The sequence below is a fragment of the Streptomyces sp. NRRL S-455 genome, assembly GCF_000717875.1.
Classification (GTDB): Bacteria; Actinomycetota; Actinomycetes; order Streptomycetales; family Streptomycetaceae; genus Streptomyces.
On sequence record NZ_JOCT01000008.1, the window covers coordinates 30,517 to 47,215 of the forward strand.

Sequence of the window (16,699 nt, forward strand, 5' to 3'; positions counted from 1 at the left end):
CGTGGCCGCTTCGAGACGCTTCCGCAACGCCCCGTACCGCACGTTCCGGCCCCCCGCGCCGTCACAGTCGCAAGAAGGCGACGCCAACGGACCGAGGGGGCACGGACGATGAAGCCGTACGAGCGGTACCGGACACGCAGGCTGCTGCTGGCGCTCACAGCGGCGGGCGGACTGCTGCTCACCGCGTGCAGCGGGGGAGGCGGCGGCAGCGAGGGCAGCAAAGCCGCCGACCGCGACATCTCGGGTCTGCCCGCGCCCGCTCACGAAGACGAGGACCGCGCGAGCGAGCAGGAGGATCGCGAAGCCGCCCCCGACCACCTCTCCACCTTCGCCCTCGACGTCGACACCGCCTCCTACGACTACGCCCGCCGCTCCCTCGCCGACGGCCGGCTGCCCGACCCGTCGACGGTCCGCCCCGAGGAGTTCGTCAACAGCTTCCGCCAGGACTACGAACGCCCCGACGGCGACGGCTTCTCGGTCACCGTCGACGGCGCCCGCACCGAGGACGAGGACTGGTCCCTGGTCCGCGTCGGCCTCGCCACCCGCTCCGCGGAACGCACCGGCGAACGCCCGCCCGCCGCCCTCACCTTCGTCATCGACATCTCCGGCTCCATGGCCGAACCGGGCCGCCTGGACCTCGCGCGGAAGTCCCTCGCCGTGATGACGGACCGGCTGCGCGACGACGACTCCGTCGCCGTCGTCACCTTCAGCGACGAGGCCGAGACCGTCCTGCCCATGACCCGCCTCGACGGCAACCGCGACGAGATCCAGGACGTCATCGCCGAACTGGACACCGAGTCCTCGACCAACCTCGGCGCCGGCGTCGAGACCGGCTACGAGACCGCCGTCGAAGGCCTGCGCGAGGGCGCCACCAACCGGGTCGTCCTCGTCTCCGACGCCCTCGCCAACACCGGCGACACCGACGCCGACACGATCCTGGAACGCATCGCGGGCGAACGCCGCGAGCACGGCATCACCCTCTTCGGCGTCGGCGTGGGCAGCGACTACGGCGACGCCCTGATGGAACGCCTCGCCGACCGGGGCGACGGCCACACCGTGTACGTGTCCGACGAGGGCGAGGCCCGCGAGGTGTTCTGCGAGGAACTCCCGCGCAACATCGACCTCACCGCCCGCGACGCCAAGGCCCAGGTCGCCTTCGACCCCGAGACGGTCGAGGAGTTCCGCCTGGTCGGCTACGACAACCGCCGGGTCGCCGACGAGGACTTCCGCGACGACCGCGTCGACGGCGGCGAGGCCGGCCCGGGCCACACCGTCACCGCCCTGTACGCCGTCCGCACCGAGCCGGGCGCCGAAGGCCACCTCGCAACCGCCACCGTCCGCTGGCTGGACCCCGACACGCGCGACCCCCACGAGGAGTCCGGCGACCTCGAGACCGACGCCCTCCACGACTCCCTTCGGGCCGCCCCGAGCCGTTTCCAGGTCACCGCCGTGGCCGCCTACTTCGCCGATACCCTCCGCTCGGGAGACGACCGTTACGACCGGCTCCCGGGCGCCCCGGCCGGCTTCGCGGAACTCGCCGACCGTGCCCGGGCGCTGGCCCGCACCACGGAGGACAGGGCGGTGGGCGACCTCGCCGACGCCATCGAACAGGCGGACCGCCGCCGGGGCTGAACACGGCGGTGCCTTCGCCACGCGGCGCGGGCCAACCGGGTGAACCTGCGGAACCAATTCTTCTGCTTCGGGTTGATGAGGCAGTAGAGGGGCGCGGGCCTGTGTTCGTACGTCCTGTTCCTGTGCGGCGCCGGATGTTCATGCCGCCTCACCGCCGGGCTCGGACGCGGGTCTCCGCTCCGATACCGGCTGCCCCGATTCTTCAAGCAGGAGGACAACTGCAATGCGACAGACCCTGAGCAAGGGAGCGTTCGCGGCGGCCGCCGCCACGGGGATTCTGTCCCTGTACGGCAGCCCCGCCCTCGCTGACTCCGAGGCGTCGGGAGTGACGAAGGATTCCGGTGGCGCGCTGTCCGGGAACACCGTGCAGGTACCGGTCGACGTGCCGGTCAACCTGTGCGGCAACACCGTCGGGGTGTTCGCGGCGCTCAACGAGTCGTTCGGCAACGCCTGCCGCAACACCTCGCACAAGTCGAAGGGTTACGGCGCGGAGGCGTCCGCGGTCTCGAAGGGTTCCTACGGCGTGGGGTCCGGGAACATCGTGCAGGTGCCGATCGATGTGCCGCTGAACGCGTGCGGCAACAGCGTCGACGGACTCGCGGTGTTCGACGAGGCCACCAAGACCTCCTGTCACAACGGCTCGTACGGCGGCGGCCACGGCCACGAGGACGACGACACCTCGAAGCCGGATGAGGAGAAGGACCGGGAGAAGCCCCCGGCCAAGGACCGTCCCACCCCGCACGACAAGACGCCGGACTCCCCGGACTCCCCGCGTTCGCCCGAGAAGGAGGGCGAGAAGCCGTCGTCCACCCCGGGGGAGAAGACCGTCACGCCGCCCCAGCTGGCCGAGACAGGCAGTGAGGCACTGGTGGCCGCGTCGGCCGCAAGCGCCGCCCTGCTGGCCGGCGGGGTGCTGCTGTACCGCCGCGGCCGCACCACCTGGTCCCGGTAACTGTTCCCGGGTGCCGGACGCGACCCGTCCGGCACCGCGCCCCGCCCCGGACCGGCGCCTGCCGCCACCCGAGGCAGTCCCAGCCGGTCCGGGGACCACACGCCGCACGGGCCGGGACGGCAGCTGTACCTCAACCGGCGCCGCCCGCCGTCCCGGGGCGTGTACACAGCGGCGCCGTCCGGCACTTCTCCATCGTCCCGGTGCGAGGCCCCCGGCCTCCCGGGACGACATCTCCCGCACCCCCCGTCGACCACGCTCCGGGGGGTGCAGGCCGTCCCGGCACCTCACCTCCCTCGAGCCCCGTCCCCGTCCCCGTCCCCGTCACCAGGGCGGGCCGCCGACGACGCTGGCGCCGTCAGCGGCCCCTGATCCGCCGCGCGTGTCCCGTCAGGGGCGGGCCGGCGACGGGGACTCGCTCCGGCTGCCGCTCACCGGCGCGGGGACGATGCCGCTCGCCGGCATCGCCCCGAGCCGACGGCGCACGCCCCGGACGAGCGTCGACGCCGTGAAGGACGCGCCCTGGACGAAACGCATGGCCGGGCCGAAGCCCGACGCCGTCAGCAGGCCGGCGAGGAACAGGCCGGGGTGGGAGGACTCGAAGCCGTGCCCGACCGCCGGGGAGCCGTCGGGCAGTGCCGCCAGGGCTCCGCGCAGCTCGGGGGAGAGCAGCCCGAGCCGGTCGCAGCGAGCCCGGAACCCCGTCGCGGCGATGACGTGTTCGGTCTCCAGGCTGCGCGGGGCACCCGCGCGGCTCACGGTGTCCAGCCGAACCCCGCCCGGTACCGCGCAGGCGGCCGTGACCTCATGGCCCGGCAGCAGCTCCACGACACCCTCCACCCGGTCCCGGACCCACCAGGCGCCCGCCGGCCCCAGCGCCGTGGTCGCGACGCGTGCCCGGGTCTGTTCCGGCAGACGCCGGAACAGGTTGGGGCGCTCCGAGTAGAACCAGTTCTTCCACCCGGGGCCGAGGCCGCTGTGCGGGGAACGGACCGACTGCCACCAGGGGCGCTCCCACGGCGGCGGCACATCGTTCCACACCAGCCGGTCCGCCCGCGCGAGCACCCGTACGCGAGTGCCCTGCTCGGCGAGCAGCGCCGCCGTCTCCAGGGCGGCCTGGCCGCCACCGATCACCGTGACGTCCTTGTCGCGGAAGCGGTCGAGGTCGCTGTGGTGGCTGCTGTGCGTCACCAGCGCGGGGTGCAGTCCGCGCAGCGTCTGCGGCACCTCGACGAACGGCATCACACCGACCGCCAGGGCCACCGTCCGCGCGTGCACCTCCTCCCCGTCCTCGGTGACCGCCGTGAAACCGCCGGGCCCGGCCGCCACCCGGGTCACCGTGCGCTCGTCGACCTCCGGCACGGCATGGCGCGCGAACCACAGGCCGTACTGCGCGAACGCCTCGACGGGGATCGGCTTGGCATGACGTGCCGTCAGTCCGTGTTCGGCGCAGTAGACGTCCAGACGCCACCGCCCGTCCGGATCGGAGAGGTTGGACGCCCAGGGTTCCGACTTGAGGAACATGCCGCGGGGCATGTTGTCCCGCCAGGACGCCATGGGCCGGCCGAACACACGCAGGTTCAGCCCCGCGGCCGCGGCGTGGGAGGCGATCGACAGGCCGTACGGGCCCGCGCCCACCACCAGAAGGTCGTACACCATCAACTGCTCGCTTTCTCGTTGTCGGTCAGGGAGGGCGAGGCCGCCCGGGGGATCAGCCGTGGCGCCTGCGCCTGCGCCGTCACCGTCGCCGCCGGCGTGCCCAGCCGCTCACGCAGTCGGCGGGACACATGCCGGCACCACAGGGCCCACATGGCCCGTCCGGGGGAGCGGTCGTCCGCGGCGTACCAGGCCAGTTCGCGCCCGCCTGGCGCCGCGCGCAGCGCGGCCAGCGGCGCGTAGTTCTCCACCACGAACGTCCGCCCGTTCACCGGGACGCCGTCCGGCAGCGGACGGCCCGTCAGGTCCAGGTGCAGGGCCCGTACGACGTCCAGCCCGGCGCCGTCCGCGAAGAGCCGGAACTGGGCGCCGGCGCGCGGGTTGAAGTCGAGCAGGTGGTAGCGGCCCGTCGTGCCGCAGCGGCGGAAGTCGAGGTCGAAGATGCCCCGGTAGCCCAGTTCACCGGCGAGCCGCTCGGCCGGCGCCTGGACTTCCGCGTTGGGCGTCCAGCAGCCGACCGCGGTCAGGCCCGCCCCGCGCGGCCAGGCCAGCTGCTTGCGGCCCGGCCCGCCCGCGCGCACGGTGCCCGCGTGGTCGGCGTAGCCGTGGAAGAACCAGTCCCGGTCCGGCCCTGGTGGCAGGTACTGCTGGAGCAGCAGCCGGCTGCCCGCTTCCTCGGTGCGCAGGAGCAGCTCCCGGGCCTGCCGCACGGACCGCACCAGCGTCGTGCTGCGCAGCCCGCTGCCGGCGGGCAGCAGCCAGGGCCGGCTCCATTTCGCCACCACCGGCAGCCCGAGCTGCCGCATGGCGTCGGCGACCTCCGCCGGACTGTCCGGGATCAGCGTCGTCGGGTGCGGGATGCCGGTGGACGCGCACACGGCGGCCAGTTCCGCCTTGTCGGCGACCCGTTCGGCCAGCCCGCCCGGCATCGCCGGCAGCAGGTAGGAGGGCGCGAGCTCCTCCCGCATCCCGCTCACCGCGATCGCGCTCGCGTCGTCCATCGGCACCAGGACGGCGGGGCGGGCGATCCGCTCGGCCACCTGGCGCAGCACGGCCAGAATTTCCTCGGGGGATGCTCCGGGGGGTGGTGGGGAATGCATCTGGCGTACATAACGCGACGCCCCGACGGGACTTCCCATGGAATCCGCGACGACGTGTACCTCCACTCCCGCCCTGCCGAGGGAACGCACGGCCCCCAGCGTTCCGTGGTGAAAGGGGTTCCGGTCGATCCGCAGCACAACAGCGGGGACACGGGTGTCGAGCAGCGACACGAATTCTCTCTTTCTCTTCGATCGGCTCACCCGCACGGGCGAGACCAGCACTCGAAAGCCGCAACGGCAGTGGCGCCGTGGGCTTTTCTGTGACTGGCTTTCATATGATTGCCCGTCAATAGCGAAAAACGCGGCAGCACTCCGGACGAGAGCGAAGAAAGGAGCAGGCATGGCCCCACAGCAGAAGCGGGCCGGGATCCGCCGGCTGGCCCTGGGCGTGGCAGCGGTCGCCACGTCGGCCGCCCTGGCGGCCGGCCTCGCGACGGGGGTGGGGGTGGGGGTGGCGCGAGCCGCCGATCCCCGGGCCCCGGCGCCCACCCCGCCGGCGCCCGTGGCCTCGCCCTCGGCCCTCACACCTCCGGTCGTCCCCGTCCCTTCGACACCGGCGGCGCCGGCCGCCACACCGGTGCCGGGCGGGGAAGCCCCGGCCTATGGTGTCTTCCTCAAGTCCGACGCCCGTGGCGTGGCCCGGATGCCGCTGTTCAGCCACTGGCTGGGCGGCGCTGAGCTCCGCGCCGGGCACACCTATCTGCCGGGCCACCGCTGGCGCGACATCGAGGGCTCCGCCGACTTCCTGCCCGTGTGGGCGGACTGGCGCAACCGGAAGCCCAACCGGATGCTCGTCCTCAACGTCCCCATGCAGGAGCGCAACGAGGAGGGCGTCCCGGACAGCGAGGTCCGCCGGCTGCTCCGGCAGGGCGCGGCCGGCGAGTTCGATCACCACTTCCGTGTCCTCGCCGAGCGCCTGGTGGCGCTGAAGGTGCCGGACACCATCGTGGTGCTCGGCTGGGAGATGAACGGCACCACGTACACCCATCGCTGCGGGCCGGACCCGGAGTCCTGGAAGAAGTACTGGAACAGGATCGTCACCACCATGCGTTCCGTGCCGGGCCAGAAGTTCCGGTTCGATTTCACGCCGAGCCGTGGCCACGACGCCATCCCCTGGACGAAATGCTATCCGGGGGACGACACGGTCGACATCATCGGCATGGATTCCTATGACCAGCCGGCCGGGATGTCGTTCGACCAACAGGTGAGAGAGCCCTACGGGTTGCAGGCCCACCTGGATTTCGCGAAGGCCCACGGAAAACCCATTTCCTACCCGGAATGGGGGCTCTTCCGTAACGGTGACAATCCCGAGTACATGCGGAGGATGCTCGACTGGATCGAGGAGCACAAGCCGCTCTACAACACGCTCACCGACTACTGCCCGCACGGTGTCTGGCAGTGCAGGACCAACCCGAAGTCGGCCCATGTCTACCGTTCCACCCTCTTCGGCCGCACGGACGAGGCGACCCCGCCCCTGACGCCCACGCCGCAACCGACCGCCCCCGGCACGCCGCCGCCCCCGGCGGACTGCACGCCGCTGGACCTGGGCGGCTGGGTGGAGGAGTGGCTCGGAGGAAGACTCTGCCTCCGCTTCGAATGGTGGTAGAAGTCCGGCCGGGCCCGCCGTCGTCACCGTTGTCCACGCACATCGGCGGCGGCGGCCGGGCCGGGCACCGACGGGGCCGGGGCGGCGTCGTCGTCCTGGCCGGACCTCCTCGGCCGCGCCAGCAGGGCCAGGCCGCACAGCAGACCGCCCGCGCTCGCACCCACCAGGCCGGTGACGGCCGGTGACGCGGACGTGGGCTCGCTGGGCTCCACGGCGCGCGAGAACTGCACGAGCTTCACGCGGGTGTTGCCCCTGCTGGCGTCCGCGTGCCGGGTCAGTGCCCGGGTGACCGCGTTGGCCATGTCGACGGCGAGGCCGGGGCTCGAGGAGGTGGCCGAGACGGCGACCATCGGCGCGTCCGGTGACGTCGCGGTGCGCACACTGCGCTGCAGGGTGCGCACCGGCACACCCGCCCACACCTGCGCGTCGCCGAGCACCGCGAGCTGTGTGGCGACCCGGCCGTAGGCCTGCGCGAAACCGAGGGCGGCGTCCGGCGAGGACTTGTCGTTCGGCACGGCGATGACGTAGCTGGTGGCCGTGTACGTCGAAGGGGTGAGCACGCCGTACGAACCGCCGAGGAGGCCCCCGACGAGGGTGCCGGCCGCGAGCACGGACCACAGGGGAAGTCCCTTGAGACGAGCCGGGGACAGGAGGCGCTGACGGGTCGGGGTGTCGGTCATGAGGAGGTGGCTCCCAGAGGTGAGGGGGACGGCGAACTGGAGACCGCTGCCGCGTACACGTCCGTCAGACGGGCCGCGCAGTGGGTGATGCTGTAGTGGCGCGCGACGTCCGAGGCCGTGCGCGGCCCGGCGCCGGCCGCGCGGGCCTCGGCGATCGCGCGGGCGTATTCCCCGGGCCCGCCGCGCACCCGCCGGACACCGGCTGAGGATGGCCGCACGTCCTCGATCGCCGGGCAGGAGGCGTAGAGCACGGGCAGGCCGGACGCCAGCGCCTCCACGGCCGCCAGGCCGAAGGCCTCCTCCGCGGACGGGGACGCGAACAGGTCCATCGCCGAGATGAGCGAGGGCAGGTCGGGGCCGGGCGAACCGTCGGGCAGGTAGGGGCGTTCGCCGGTGAACACGACACGGTCGGACACGCCGGCCTCGTGGGCCGTGCGGCGCAAAGCCTGCTCCTCGGGGCCGGCGCCCACCAGCAGCAGCCGGTGGTCGTCGGGGAGCCGGCTGAGCGCCTGGACGAGGACGTCGAACCGTTTCCCCCGCGTGAGCCGGCCGACGCCGCCGACGACCCACGCGTCCTCGGGCAGGCCGAGCTGCCGGCGGGTGTGCTCGCGCCGCTCCGGATCGAAGCGGAAGCGGTCCAGGTCGATTCCGTTCGGGACGACCTCGATACGGGGCGCGGGCACTCCCCAGCGCTTCAGACGGTCGGCCACCGTCGAGGAGACGGCGACCGTCGCCGAACCGAGCCGCTCACTGGCGAGATACAGCCCGCGCACCCCTGCCGTCAGCCTGCGGCCCTCCATCTGTGAGTCGCCCAGGGAGTGCTCGGTGGCGACGATCGCCCGCACCCCGGCGACGCGTGCGGCGAGCCGGCCGTAGACGCAGGCCCGGTACAGATGGGTGTGCACCAGGTCGTAGCGGCCGGCGCGGATCAGCCGGACCAGGCGCGGCAGCGCGGCCAGGTCACGGTTGCCGCCCATGCCGAGATGCGTGACGCGGACGCCGTCCGCGGCCAGGCCCTCGGCCACCGCGCCGGGGTTGGTGAGCGTCACCACGTCGCAGTCGACCGGGAGGTGCCGCAGCAGCAGGCGCAGCTGCTGCTCGGCCCCGCCGACACCGAGGCCGGTGATGATGTGCAGGGCCCTCATCTCACAAGCCCTCCACCGGGCGGCGGCGCAGCCGGTGCAGCCCGTGCTTGAGGCGCAGCCGCCAGGCCGTGTCGTTCTGGCCGACGTACACACGCGGCAGGGCGTGCGGACCGGTCAGCGGGCCGGGGTCGATGGCGCAGGCGTAGGTGTACCCCGCTTCCCGTACGGCGGCGACGGCGCGGGCGTCGATCGCGCCGTAGGGGTAGCAGAAGCCGGCGGCCCGGGTGCCGGTCAGCTCCTCCAGCCGGGCGCGGCTGTCCGAGACCTCGGCCCTGAGGGTGACGTCGTCCGCCTTGGTGAGGTCGAGGTGCGTCAGCCCGTGCGAGCCGATCTCCACGCCCTCGGCGGCCACCCGCCGGATGCCGTCCGCGGTCAGCAGCGGCTTGCGGGGGCCGAGCGGGTCCCAGGCGTTGTCGCCGCCGAGCTGCCCGGGCAGTACGAAGAGGGTGGCGCCGCAGTCCCAGCGGCGCAGCAGCGGCAGGGCATCGGTGACGAAGTCGGCGTACCCGTCGTCGAAGGTCAGCCCGACCAGGTTCCCTCCCTCGCCCCGGGCGCGGGCGGTGAGCAGCTCGGTCACGGACACGCCCCGCAGCCCGCGCCGGCGCAGCCAGGCCAGCTGCCGGCCGAACCGCTCGGGTGTGACCGTGATGCGGTACGGGTCGTCCGAGCAGTTGCCCACCGAGTGGTACATCGCGACCCAGGGGGCCTGGCCCTTGGACGGGGCCGGTGGTCTGACGGCGTCGAGGGAATCAACGGAAGCGGCCATGTGGGAGCCTTCGTGTGACGGCGCGTAGGGAGCGCAGAGCGGACGCGGAGCCCTGGGCACCGAGAGCCCAGGCGAGCGGAACGAAGACGAGGGTCACGGTCAGAAGGCCGGCCGCGAGGCCCACCGCCGGCGACGGCAGCAGGCTCGCGGCGAACGCCCCCGCGGCGGTGGCGGCGACCGCGGCGCCCACCAGCCTGCCCAACTCGGCCAGCACCTGCCGGACACGGACCGAGATGCTGTGCGGGCTGTTCGGCCGGCCCGCGCGCAGCCCGGCGAGCAGCAGGGCGGCGGTGACGGTGATGCCGAGGGCGTTGGCGGCGGCGATCCCCGCCACGCCCCAGGAGTGCACGGTCGCGGCGCCGGTCAAGGACGTCATGGCGATGCCCGCCGTCATCGCCCCGAGGGGGTACCAGCTCGCCCGGCCCGCCGAGAAGTAGGAGCGCACGAGGGCGCCCACCAGGGTCTGGCTCAGCAGTCCGAGGGCGTACACGCGCATCACGTCCGCCGTCGCCTCGGTGTCGCTCGCGGTGAACGCCCCCCGCTCGAAGAGCAGTTCGATGATCTGAGGGGCGCAGGCGATGACCGCGCACCCGCCCAGCAGCACCACACAGGCGGCGAGCGCAAGATCCCGTTCCACGCGGCTGCGCGCCCGTGCCGTGTCACCGTCCGCGAGCGCCCGCGCCACCACCGGGAAGGTGACGGTGCAGACCATCAGCGACAGCGTCATCGGGATCTGGGCGACCTTCTGCGCGTAGTTCAGGTGCGAGATGGCGCCGGAGGGCAGACCGGAGGCGAGGAAGCGTTCGGCGAGGACCTGCGACTGGCGGCACAGGGCGAACAGAAGAACGGCGGCGACCAGGGCGAGCTGCATCGGCCGCTCCTCGACGTCGGCCCCGCCTCCGGCCGGAGGCGACGTACGCGCCGCCAGCCGCCGCCACAGCGACGGCAGTTGCACCACCACCATCAGGCAGCCGCCCGCCGCGACCCCGACCGCGGCGGAGCGCACCCCCCAGCCTTCGCCGAGCAGGAACATCGCGGCGATGATGCCGGCGTTGTAGACGACGTAGATGGCCGCCGGCGCGAGGAAACAGCGGTGGGCGCGCAGGGCGGCACTGCAGTACCCGGCGAGCCCGAAGGCCAGCACGCAGGTGGCCGTGATCCGGGTGCAGTCGGCGGCGAGCCGCGGGTCGGGCAGACCGGGTGCGAGGGCCCGGACGAGGTAGGGAGCGGTGCACGCGACCAGCGCGGCGACCGCGACGAGGGCGAGGCACAACCGGGGCAGGGTGGCCCCGACCAGGGCGCGGACCGGGTCACCCGGGACGCCCCGGGCACGGCGGGCCAGCGCCATGCTGAAGGCCGGGATCAGCGCGATCGCCAGCCCGTCCTCGATGAGCAGCGTGGCGGCGAACTCCGGAACCGTCCAGGCGACCAGGAAGGCGTCCGTGTCGCTTCCGGCGCCGAACAGCCGCGCCAGCGACTGGTCGCGCACCAGACCGAGCAGCGAGCCGGCGATGGACAGCGACGCCGTGACGAGCGCGGCCCTGGCCAGGAAGCTTCCGGAGGCCGGCGCAGAGACCGGGTCGGAACCCTCCCCGGCCTCGGTGGCGGCACGCGCCGGGGGCACGGTCACCGCGCCGTCCGTTTCGGACCGGGGGGACTTCGACGGCACCACGGTCATCGCGCCAGGGCCTCCTCGGCGGGCTCCCGCACCCCATCCGGGGACACCTCCGCGGGCGCCTCGCCGTGGCCGGCCAGTGCCCACCACGCCACCAGCCCCATGGCCACGGCGATCAGTACGGTCGCGGGACCGCCGATGTCTCCGTAGACGAAGTCGGTCAGCAGCCAGAGCAGCAGTCCGCAGGCGATGAGCCCGCAGTCGAGTCCCGGTCCGTCGGCGCGGACGCGCAGCAGCCGCCGCGTCCCGCACACCAGCAGCGCCAGCCAGCTCCCGGCGAGCGCGAGCAGCCCGATCAGGCCCTGCTCGCTCAGCACCAGCAGGTACATGTTGTGCGGGGACAGCAGCGGCTGCCTCTGGTACGCCACACCCGCCCCGTCGGTCTCGCTGCCCGACGACAGCGCCAGCGTCGCGTGCCCGTCCCGGTACTCGGGGAAGCCCTTCAACCCGACGCCGGTCAGCGGGTGCAGACGCCAGATCTCCGTGGCGGACGCCCACAGGGTGTACCGGTCGACGACCGACTGGTCGGGGGCCTCGGTGACCTGGGCGATGCTGTCGATCCGCTGCTGCAGCAGCGCCGAGCCCACGCCGAACCCGCCCACCAGGATCACCCCCGCGGCGACCGCGGCCCCGGCCACCTTGAGCGCACGCCGCCACCCGGCCAGCACCAGCTGCACGGTGCACGTCAGGACGGTCGCGATCCAGGCGCCCCGGCTGAAGGAGAGCGCCAGCGGCAGCAGCAGGACCGAGGCGCACCCGGCGGCGATGATCCGCTGCCGTACCGGCACCCGGCCCAGCGCGATCCCGACCGCGCACACCAGGCCGAGCGAGACCGTCGTCGCCATGCCCATCACGTCGTGCGGCCCGAAGGTGCCCACCGCCCGGATGTTCTCGCCCTGGTAGGACGCACCGGTCCGGGTGACGAACTGGTGCACACCGACGGCCCCCTGACACAGACCGAGCCCCACGAAGGACCAGGCCACCATCCGGAAGCCGGCCCGGTCGCGGAGCAGCAGCAGCACGGCCGCCGGAACGAGCACGAAGGTCTGCAGATAGCGCCCCAGGCCGACGAGTCCGGCCTGGGGCGAGAACGCCCCCATGGCGGCGAGCGCGAGCCCCACCACCGGCAGGCCCAGGACCAGGGCCGCGGTGGGCGTCAGCGGGCGCCGCCGTTCCCGCAGCAGACGGATCACGCAGTACACGACGACCAGCCCGGAGAGCACGTCGGCGGGCCCCGCGCCGTCCGGGGTCAGCGGCAGGGCCAGCAGGGCGGGTACGGCCATCACGGGCAGGGCCGGTGTCAGCGCGGCGACCCGGTGGGGGAGAGGTGTCACGGCGAGGCTCAACAGGCTCAGCTCCCCGTCGGCCGTACCACCGTGGCCGCGGTGCGCAGCAGGATGCAGACGTCCTGCCACAGGGACCAGTCGTCGATGTAGGCGTTGTCGAACCGGCAGCGGTCCTCGATCGAGGTGTCGCCGCGCAGCCCGTGGATCTGGGCGAGGCCGGTGATGCCGGTCCGCATCCGGTGACGGAGCGCGTAACCGGGGTAGGTCTGGCCGAACTGCGCGACGAAGTAGGGCCGTTCGGGACGCGGCCCGACCAGGCTCATGTCGCCCCGGAGCACGTTCCACAGCTGGAGCAGTTCGTCGAGCGACGTGCGCCGCAGCATCCGGCAGAACCAGCGCATCTCGTTCTCGTTCGCCACGCTCCACCGGGTCGCCGACTCGTGCTCGTCGACCGGGCGGTGGGTACGGAACTTCAGCAGCGTGAACGCCTTGCCGTTCTTGCCGATGCGCTCCTGCCGGAACACCACGCCCGGCCCGTCGCTGATCCGCAGCGTCACGGCGAAGGCCAGCAGCACAGGGCTGACCAGCAGCAGCAGCGACCCCGACACGAGAATGTCCAGCGCCCGCTTGCCCGCGCTGCCGCGCCGGGCGGGTGACATGTCCAGACGCCGGCAGGGGAAACCGGCCAGCCGCTCTCGCGCGGCGTACGACGGGGAGCCGGGTTCGACCTCCCAGACCACGCAGCCGGACTCGGCCAGCGCCCGCAGCAGCGGCTCCTGTTCGGCGCGTACGGAGGGGTGAACGGCCAGCACCGCCCGCACCCCGTTCTGGATGACCGCACGCTCGACCTCCTCGGAGGTCGTCAGCACCGGGAGGCTCTCGCTCCCGTCCGGCCGCTCGGCGACGATCCCCACCGGCCGCACGCCGCACCGCGGGTGACGCAGTACGGCGGCGGCCACGCGCTGCGCGGTCGCCGCCGGGCCGAGGACGAGTGCGGCGTGCGGGTGACGCGCCAGTGCGGCGCGCCGCCGCGCGTGCACGGCTCCGCGCAGCACACAGGCGGCCGTCACCTGCAGAGCGAGGCCCGTCAGCACGGTACGGAGGGAGAACGCGAGCTCCGGCCGGTACGCCGCCAGGAGCGCCCCGAGCGCCAGCCAGGCCACCGCGACACGGCCGCACACGGCGGGCAGTTCCTCCAGCAGCCCCGGTACCGGCGGCCGCCCGTCGCGCCGGCGCAGCAGCAGTGTGAAGACGACCAGCGACACGACGAGCAGGGGCGTGCGCTGCGCCTCGGTGAGCGCCGGCGCGCCCGCCAGGGCTGCGACGCCGTCCGCGACGAGCAGCGGGACGGGCGAGGGCGGCCGTGCCGGGCGCCGTGGGGCGGGCAGCCGGAAGCCGTCGGGGGTGCCGCGCGGCGGCATGACCGAGACTGGTGAGGATCCGTGGTCCCGCGGCGGTACACCGGGGGAGGGCACGGTACGTTCGGCGGTCACGAGTGGATGGACTCCCTGTACTCGATGGGCTCGACGCGCTGCGTTGCCCGGTTCGCCTCGGCGCCACGTCCCGTGTCGAGCGGCAGACCGTGCTCGGCACTGGGGGCGGTGGCGGTCCACGGGCCGAGCAGGTCGCGATAGACGTCCGAGACGGCCTCGGCGGTGTGCCGCACGTCGTGGGTGGACAGCACGTGCAGGCGGCCCTGGTTGCCGAGCGTCTCGCGCAGCAGCGGGGCGGCCAGCAGCTCGGTGACGGCCCCGGCCAGCGCCGCCGGGTCCTCCGGCGGGACCAGGCACCGGGCGGCGAAGGAGGGCGGCAGGCTCTCGCGGGCGCCGTCGACGTCCGTGACCACCACGGGCCGCCCGCAGGCCATCGCCTCCAGCGGCGCCAGGGCCATGCCCTCCCAGCGGGACGGCAGGACGACGAGATCGGCGGCCTGGTACCAGGGGGAGGCGTCGGGGACCGCTCCCACGAACACCACGGATTCCGGGGCGGCCTCGCGAAGCCGGTCACGGTCCGGGCCGTCGCCGACCAGGACGAGACGGGCGTCGGGTACCCCCCGCACGACGGTTTCCCAGGCCCGCAGCAGGACGTCCTGCCCCTTCTGCCGGCACAGCCGCCCCACGCACACGGCGAGCGGTGCCGCCGGATGGATGCCGGCGAGCGGTGCGAGCCGGGCCCGCACGGTCCCGGCGGCGGCCGGGTGGAATCGCTCCGGGTCGATGCCGTTGGGGACGACGGTCCACCGGCCGGTGATCCTGGCGTCCACGCCGGTCGCGCGCTCGGCCTCACTCACACACAGCACGCGTGAGGCCCAACGCGCCCCCCAGCGTTCCCACCTGAGCGCCAGGGCGGCGGTACTCCCGCCGACCGCCTCGAACGACCAGGCGTGCGGCTGGAAGACCGTCGGGATCCGCCCGCGTACCGCGAGCCGTCCGGCGAGCCCGGCCTTCGCGCTGTGCGCGTGCACCAGATCGGGGCGCACCTCGTCGATCACCCGCGCCAGGTGCCGTACCTCCCGGACGAGCGACGCGCCCGGCGACCGGGTCGCGTGCCAGTGCCGTACCCGCGCGCCCAGCGTCCGCAGTCTCGTGGTGAGAACGCTGTCGGGGCAGGCCACGGTGACGTCCAGGCCGTCCGACAACTGTGCCCGGACCAGGTCCGTCACGACGCGTGCGACGCCGCCGTCCACCGGCTGGGTGAGGTGCAGGACTCTCGGGGGAGGGGCGGTGAATGACGGGTGCATGTGCGCGGATTCCTCGCTCGCGGAGATGGTCGGAGAAGCCGGCAACAAACTCACCGCCGTGCGTCGACGGCGGCGAAGAGCACGCCGGCCCACCCGGCGTCCCGCTGCGAACGGAGCCGGAAGGTCACCTGGTCACCGGCGTGCCGCAGACCTCTTCCGAGGTCGAACACGTCGGAGTCGTAGCCGAGGGTGTTGGTGTACGCCGGCACACGTGCCGCGTCCTCCCCGGGCTCGCTGATGGTGGAGTTCAGGACGTCGTCCTGGGGGTTGGCGCCGTTGCCGAGGGCGATGGGGGACCCGGACTCGCCGGCCGTCAGGGTGAGCGAGTCGCCGGTCAGGCCGCGGTCGCCGTCGTACGCGACCAGACCCGCACGGCCCCACGCGTCGGCGGCGAAACCGAGGTCGCGCAGACGGACCTCCGGCGCCGGGCCGGACAGGTCTGCGAAGCCGTCCCAGAGCGCGAGGTGCCGCAGCGGCTCCGACGGGTTCTCGTACGCCACCACCAGCGTCCAGCCGCCCCACGCCCCGGCCGGCGACTTGCCCATGGCCACGTTGACCTGAGCCACCGTGTACAGGCCCGGCCCGCTCTCGCGCACCAGCCGCGTCACGTCCGCCGAGGCCTGGAAGGCGTCCACGGCGTCCGTCACGCGGTGCCCGACCACCGTGTCCGCGAGGATCTCCTTGTACTCTCCGCCGGGTTCGGCGATCAGCACTCGCCCGTTGTCCTCCGGCGGCTTCTGTTCGCCCACACGTAGATTGCCGCCCCAGTACAGACGCGCGTACGTCACCCGGGAGCCGGAGGGCAGGCGGACCTCCCCGCGGGAGGCGTTGTAGGTGTTGGGGTCACGGTCGACATCGACGTAGAACATGTCGAAGTCGCCGTTCACCCCCTGGCTGCCTCCCCGCACGTCCGAGCAGGAAGGTGTCTCGGCGGTGCGGCAGGTGATCGACGAGTTGGCCGCGCGTGCGATGCCGCCGTGCTGCAGCGCGCGGTACCGCTCGGCGAAGGCGATGCTGTCCGACTCCGGCGCGGGCGGCGCGGCCGGCGCGGCGGTCGGGGAGCTGGCGGCCGCCCACACGGCGGCAAGGCTGAGGACGCCCACGGTCGCGCGGCGGAACAGCGGGCCCAGGCTATGGCGCATGACCGGTCATTGCCCTTTCGGAACAGGTGGCCGTGGCAGCAGCGCCACGAGTGCGAGGTATCCGCCCTGAGGAGTGCGTCGGGCGGTTCGCAACTCTAGTCATCAATCAGACATAGGCGATGAAATTCGAAGATATCTGGCACGTGTGTCGGAATCGTGAAACCCGCAACGCGCTTGACGGGCGGCCGGTGTCCCGGAGGTGGCGTCGCAGGGGTCACGGGAGCGCCGCCCGGGATTCCACCGACGGGGGAACGGACATAGTCGGTCTGACATACCGTCTGATCAGGCCTTACCGGGCGAAAGAGGTAAGTGCGCAATTTCG

General features: G+C 73.4%; 13 protein-coding genes. 3 read left to right on the plus strand and 10 right to left on the minus strand.

Features of this window, described 5'->3' with window-relative positions; all coding sequences use genetic code 11:
* Positions 1-108: 108 nt before the first annotated feature.
* Together IE97_RS0112515 and IE97_RS43600 are read left to right on the plus strand one after the other, a co-directional pair.
* A complete protein-coding gene (locus IE97_RS0112515; protein WP_030236863.1) occupies positions 109-1,632 on the plus strand; it encodes a vWA domain-containing protein in 1,524 nt (507 codons plus the stop codon).
* 223 nt (positions 1,633-1,855) lie between these two features.
* Entirely contained in the window at positions 1,856-2,584 is a 729-nt protein-coding gene (locus IE97_RS43600; protein ID WP_030236867.1) for a chaplin, read from the plus strand.
* A 387-nt stretch (positions 2,585-2,971) separates the two neighbouring features.
* On the opposite strand, the gene IE97_RS0112525 is transcribed toward IE97_RS43600, so the two are convergent.
* Positions 2,972-4,240, minus strand: a complete 1,269-nt coding sequence (locus IE97_RS0112525; protein WP_030236871.1) for an NAD(P)-binding domain-containing protein — start codon at positions 4,238-4,240, stop codon at positions 2,972-2,974.
* Positions 4,240-5,508, minus strand: a complete 1,269-nt coding sequence (locus IE97_RS0112530; RefSeq protein WP_030236875.1) for a hypothetical protein — start codon at positions 5,506-5,508, stop codon at positions 4,240-4,242. The genes IE97_RS0112525 and IE97_RS0112530 overlap by 1 nt, the downstream gene beginning before the upstream one ends.
* Positions 5,509-5,677: 169 nt before the next feature.
* On the opposite strand from IE97_RS0112530, the gene IE97_RS0112535 reads away from it, so the two are divergent.
* Positions 5,678-6,943, plus strand: a complete 1,266-nt coding sequence (locus tag IE97_RS0112535) for a glycoside hydrolase family 26 protein (RefSeq protein WP_030236879.1) — start codon at positions 5,678-5,680, stop codon at positions 6,941-6,943.
* Between the two features lie 23 nt (positions 6,944-6,966).
* Here the strand turns inward: IE97_RS0112535 and IE97_RS0112540 are convergent, their stop codons facing one another.
* From IE97_RS0112540 to IE97_RS0112575, 8 genes are read right to left on the minus strand one after another with little or no spacing between them, the layout of a single operon-like run.
* On the minus strand, positions 6,967-7,623 hold the full coding sequence (locus IE97_RS0112540; RefSeq protein ID WP_030236883.1) for a hypothetical protein: 657 nt from the start codon (positions 7,621-7,623) through the stop codon (positions 6,967-6,969).
* Positions 7,620-8,768, minus strand: coding sequence for a glycosyltransferase (locus IE97_RS0112545; RefSeq protein WP_030236887.1), 1,149 nt, complete (start codon positions 8,766-8,768; stop codon positions 7,620-7,622). The genes IE97_RS0112540 and IE97_RS0112545 overlap by 4 nt, the downstream gene beginning before the upstream one ends.
* A gap of 1 nt (position 8,769) precedes the next feature.
* Positions 8,770-9,534: a polysaccharide deacetylase family protein gene (locus tag IE97_RS0112550; RefSeq protein WP_030236892.1), complete on the minus strand. Its 765-nt coding sequence runs from the start codon at positions 9,532-9,534 to the stop codon at positions 8,770-8,772.
* Complete coding sequence (locus tag IE97_RS0112555; protein ID WP_030236895.1) at positions 9,518-11,212, minus strand: lipid II flippase MurJ; 1,695 nt, start codon at positions 11,210-11,212, stop codon at positions 9,518-9,520. Before IE97_RS0112555 ends, IE97_RS0112550 begins: the two co-directional genes overlap by 17 nt.
* Positions 11,209-12,555, minus strand: coding sequence for an O-antigen ligase family protein (locus IE97_RS0112560; protein ID WP_030236900.1), 1,347 nt, complete (start codon positions 12,553-12,555; stop codon positions 11,209-11,211). The genes IE97_RS0112555 and IE97_RS0112560 overlap by 4 nt, the downstream gene beginning before the upstream one ends.
* 5 nt (positions 12,556-12,560) lie before the next feature.
* Entirely contained in the window at positions 12,561-13,988 is a 1,428-nt protein-coding gene (locus IE97_RS0112565; protein ID WP_030236905.1) for an exopolysaccharide biosynthesis polyprenyl glycosylphosphotransferase, read from the minus strand.
* Positions 13,985-15,235 carry a glycosyltransferase gene (locus tag IE97_RS0112570; protein ID WP_030236918.1) on the minus strand — a complete coding sequence of 417 codons (1,251 nt, stop codon included), beginning with the start codon at positions 15,233-15,235 and terminating at the stop codon, positions 13,985-13,987. The genes IE97_RS0112565 and IE97_RS0112570 overlap by 4 nt, the downstream gene beginning before the upstream one ends.
* Before the next feature lie 50 nt (positions 15,236-15,285).
* The gene (locus IE97_RS0112575; protein WP_030236923.1) at positions 15,286-16,377 is read right to left on the minus strand and encodes a hypothetical protein; all 1,092 of its coding nucleotides are present in this window, start codon (positions 16,375-16,377) and stop codon (positions 15,286-15,288) included.
* Between the last annotated feature and the right edge of the window lie 322 nt (positions 16,378-16,699).

What these genes read in the sequence shown, in the direction of transcription:
- IE97_RS0112515 (WP_030236863.1), top strand. Translation starts at nt 109, where the DNA reads ATGAAGCCGTACGAGCGGTACCGGACACGCAGGCTGCTGCTGGCGCTC.
- IE97_RS43600 (WP_030236867.1), top strand. Translation starts at nt 1,856, where the DNA reads ATGCGACAGACCCTGAGCAAGGGAGCGTTCGCGGCGGCCGCCGCCACG.
- IE97_RS0112525 (WP_030236871.1), bottom strand. Translation starts at nt 4,240, where the DNA reads ATGGTGTACGACCTTCTGGTGGTGGGCGCGGGCCCGTACGGCCTGTCG.
- IE97_RS0112535 (WP_030236879.1), top strand. Translation starts at nt 5,678, where the DNA reads ATGGCCCCACAGCAGAAGCGGGCCGGGATCCGCCGGCTGGCCCTGGGC.
- IE97_RS0112540 (WP_030236883.1), bottom strand. Translation starts at nt 7,623, where the DNA reads ATGACCGACACCCCGACCCGTCAGCGCCTCCTGTCCCCGGCTCGTCTC.
- IE97_RS0112545 (WP_030236887.1), bottom strand. Translation starts at nt 8,768, where the DNA reads ATGAGGGCCCTGCACATCATCACCGGCCTCGGTGTCGGCGGGGCCGAG.
- IE97_RS0112550 (WP_030236892.1), bottom strand. Translation starts at nt 9,534, where the DNA reads ATGGCCGCTTCCGTTGATTCCCTCGACGCCGTCAGACCACCGGCCCCG.
- IE97_RS0112555 (WP_030236895.1), bottom strand. Translation starts at nt 11,212, where the DNA reads ATGACCGTGGTGCCGTCGAAGTCCCCCCGGTCCGAAACGGACGGCGCG.
- IE97_RS0112570 (WP_030236918.1), bottom strand. Translation starts at nt 15,235, where the DNA reads ATGCACCCGTCATTCACCGCCCCTCCCCCGAGAGTCCTGCACCTCACC.
- IE97_RS0112575 (WP_030236923.1), bottom strand. Translation starts at nt 16,377, where the DNA reads ATGCGCCATAGCCTGGGCCCGCTGTTCCGCCGCGCGACCGTGGGCGTC.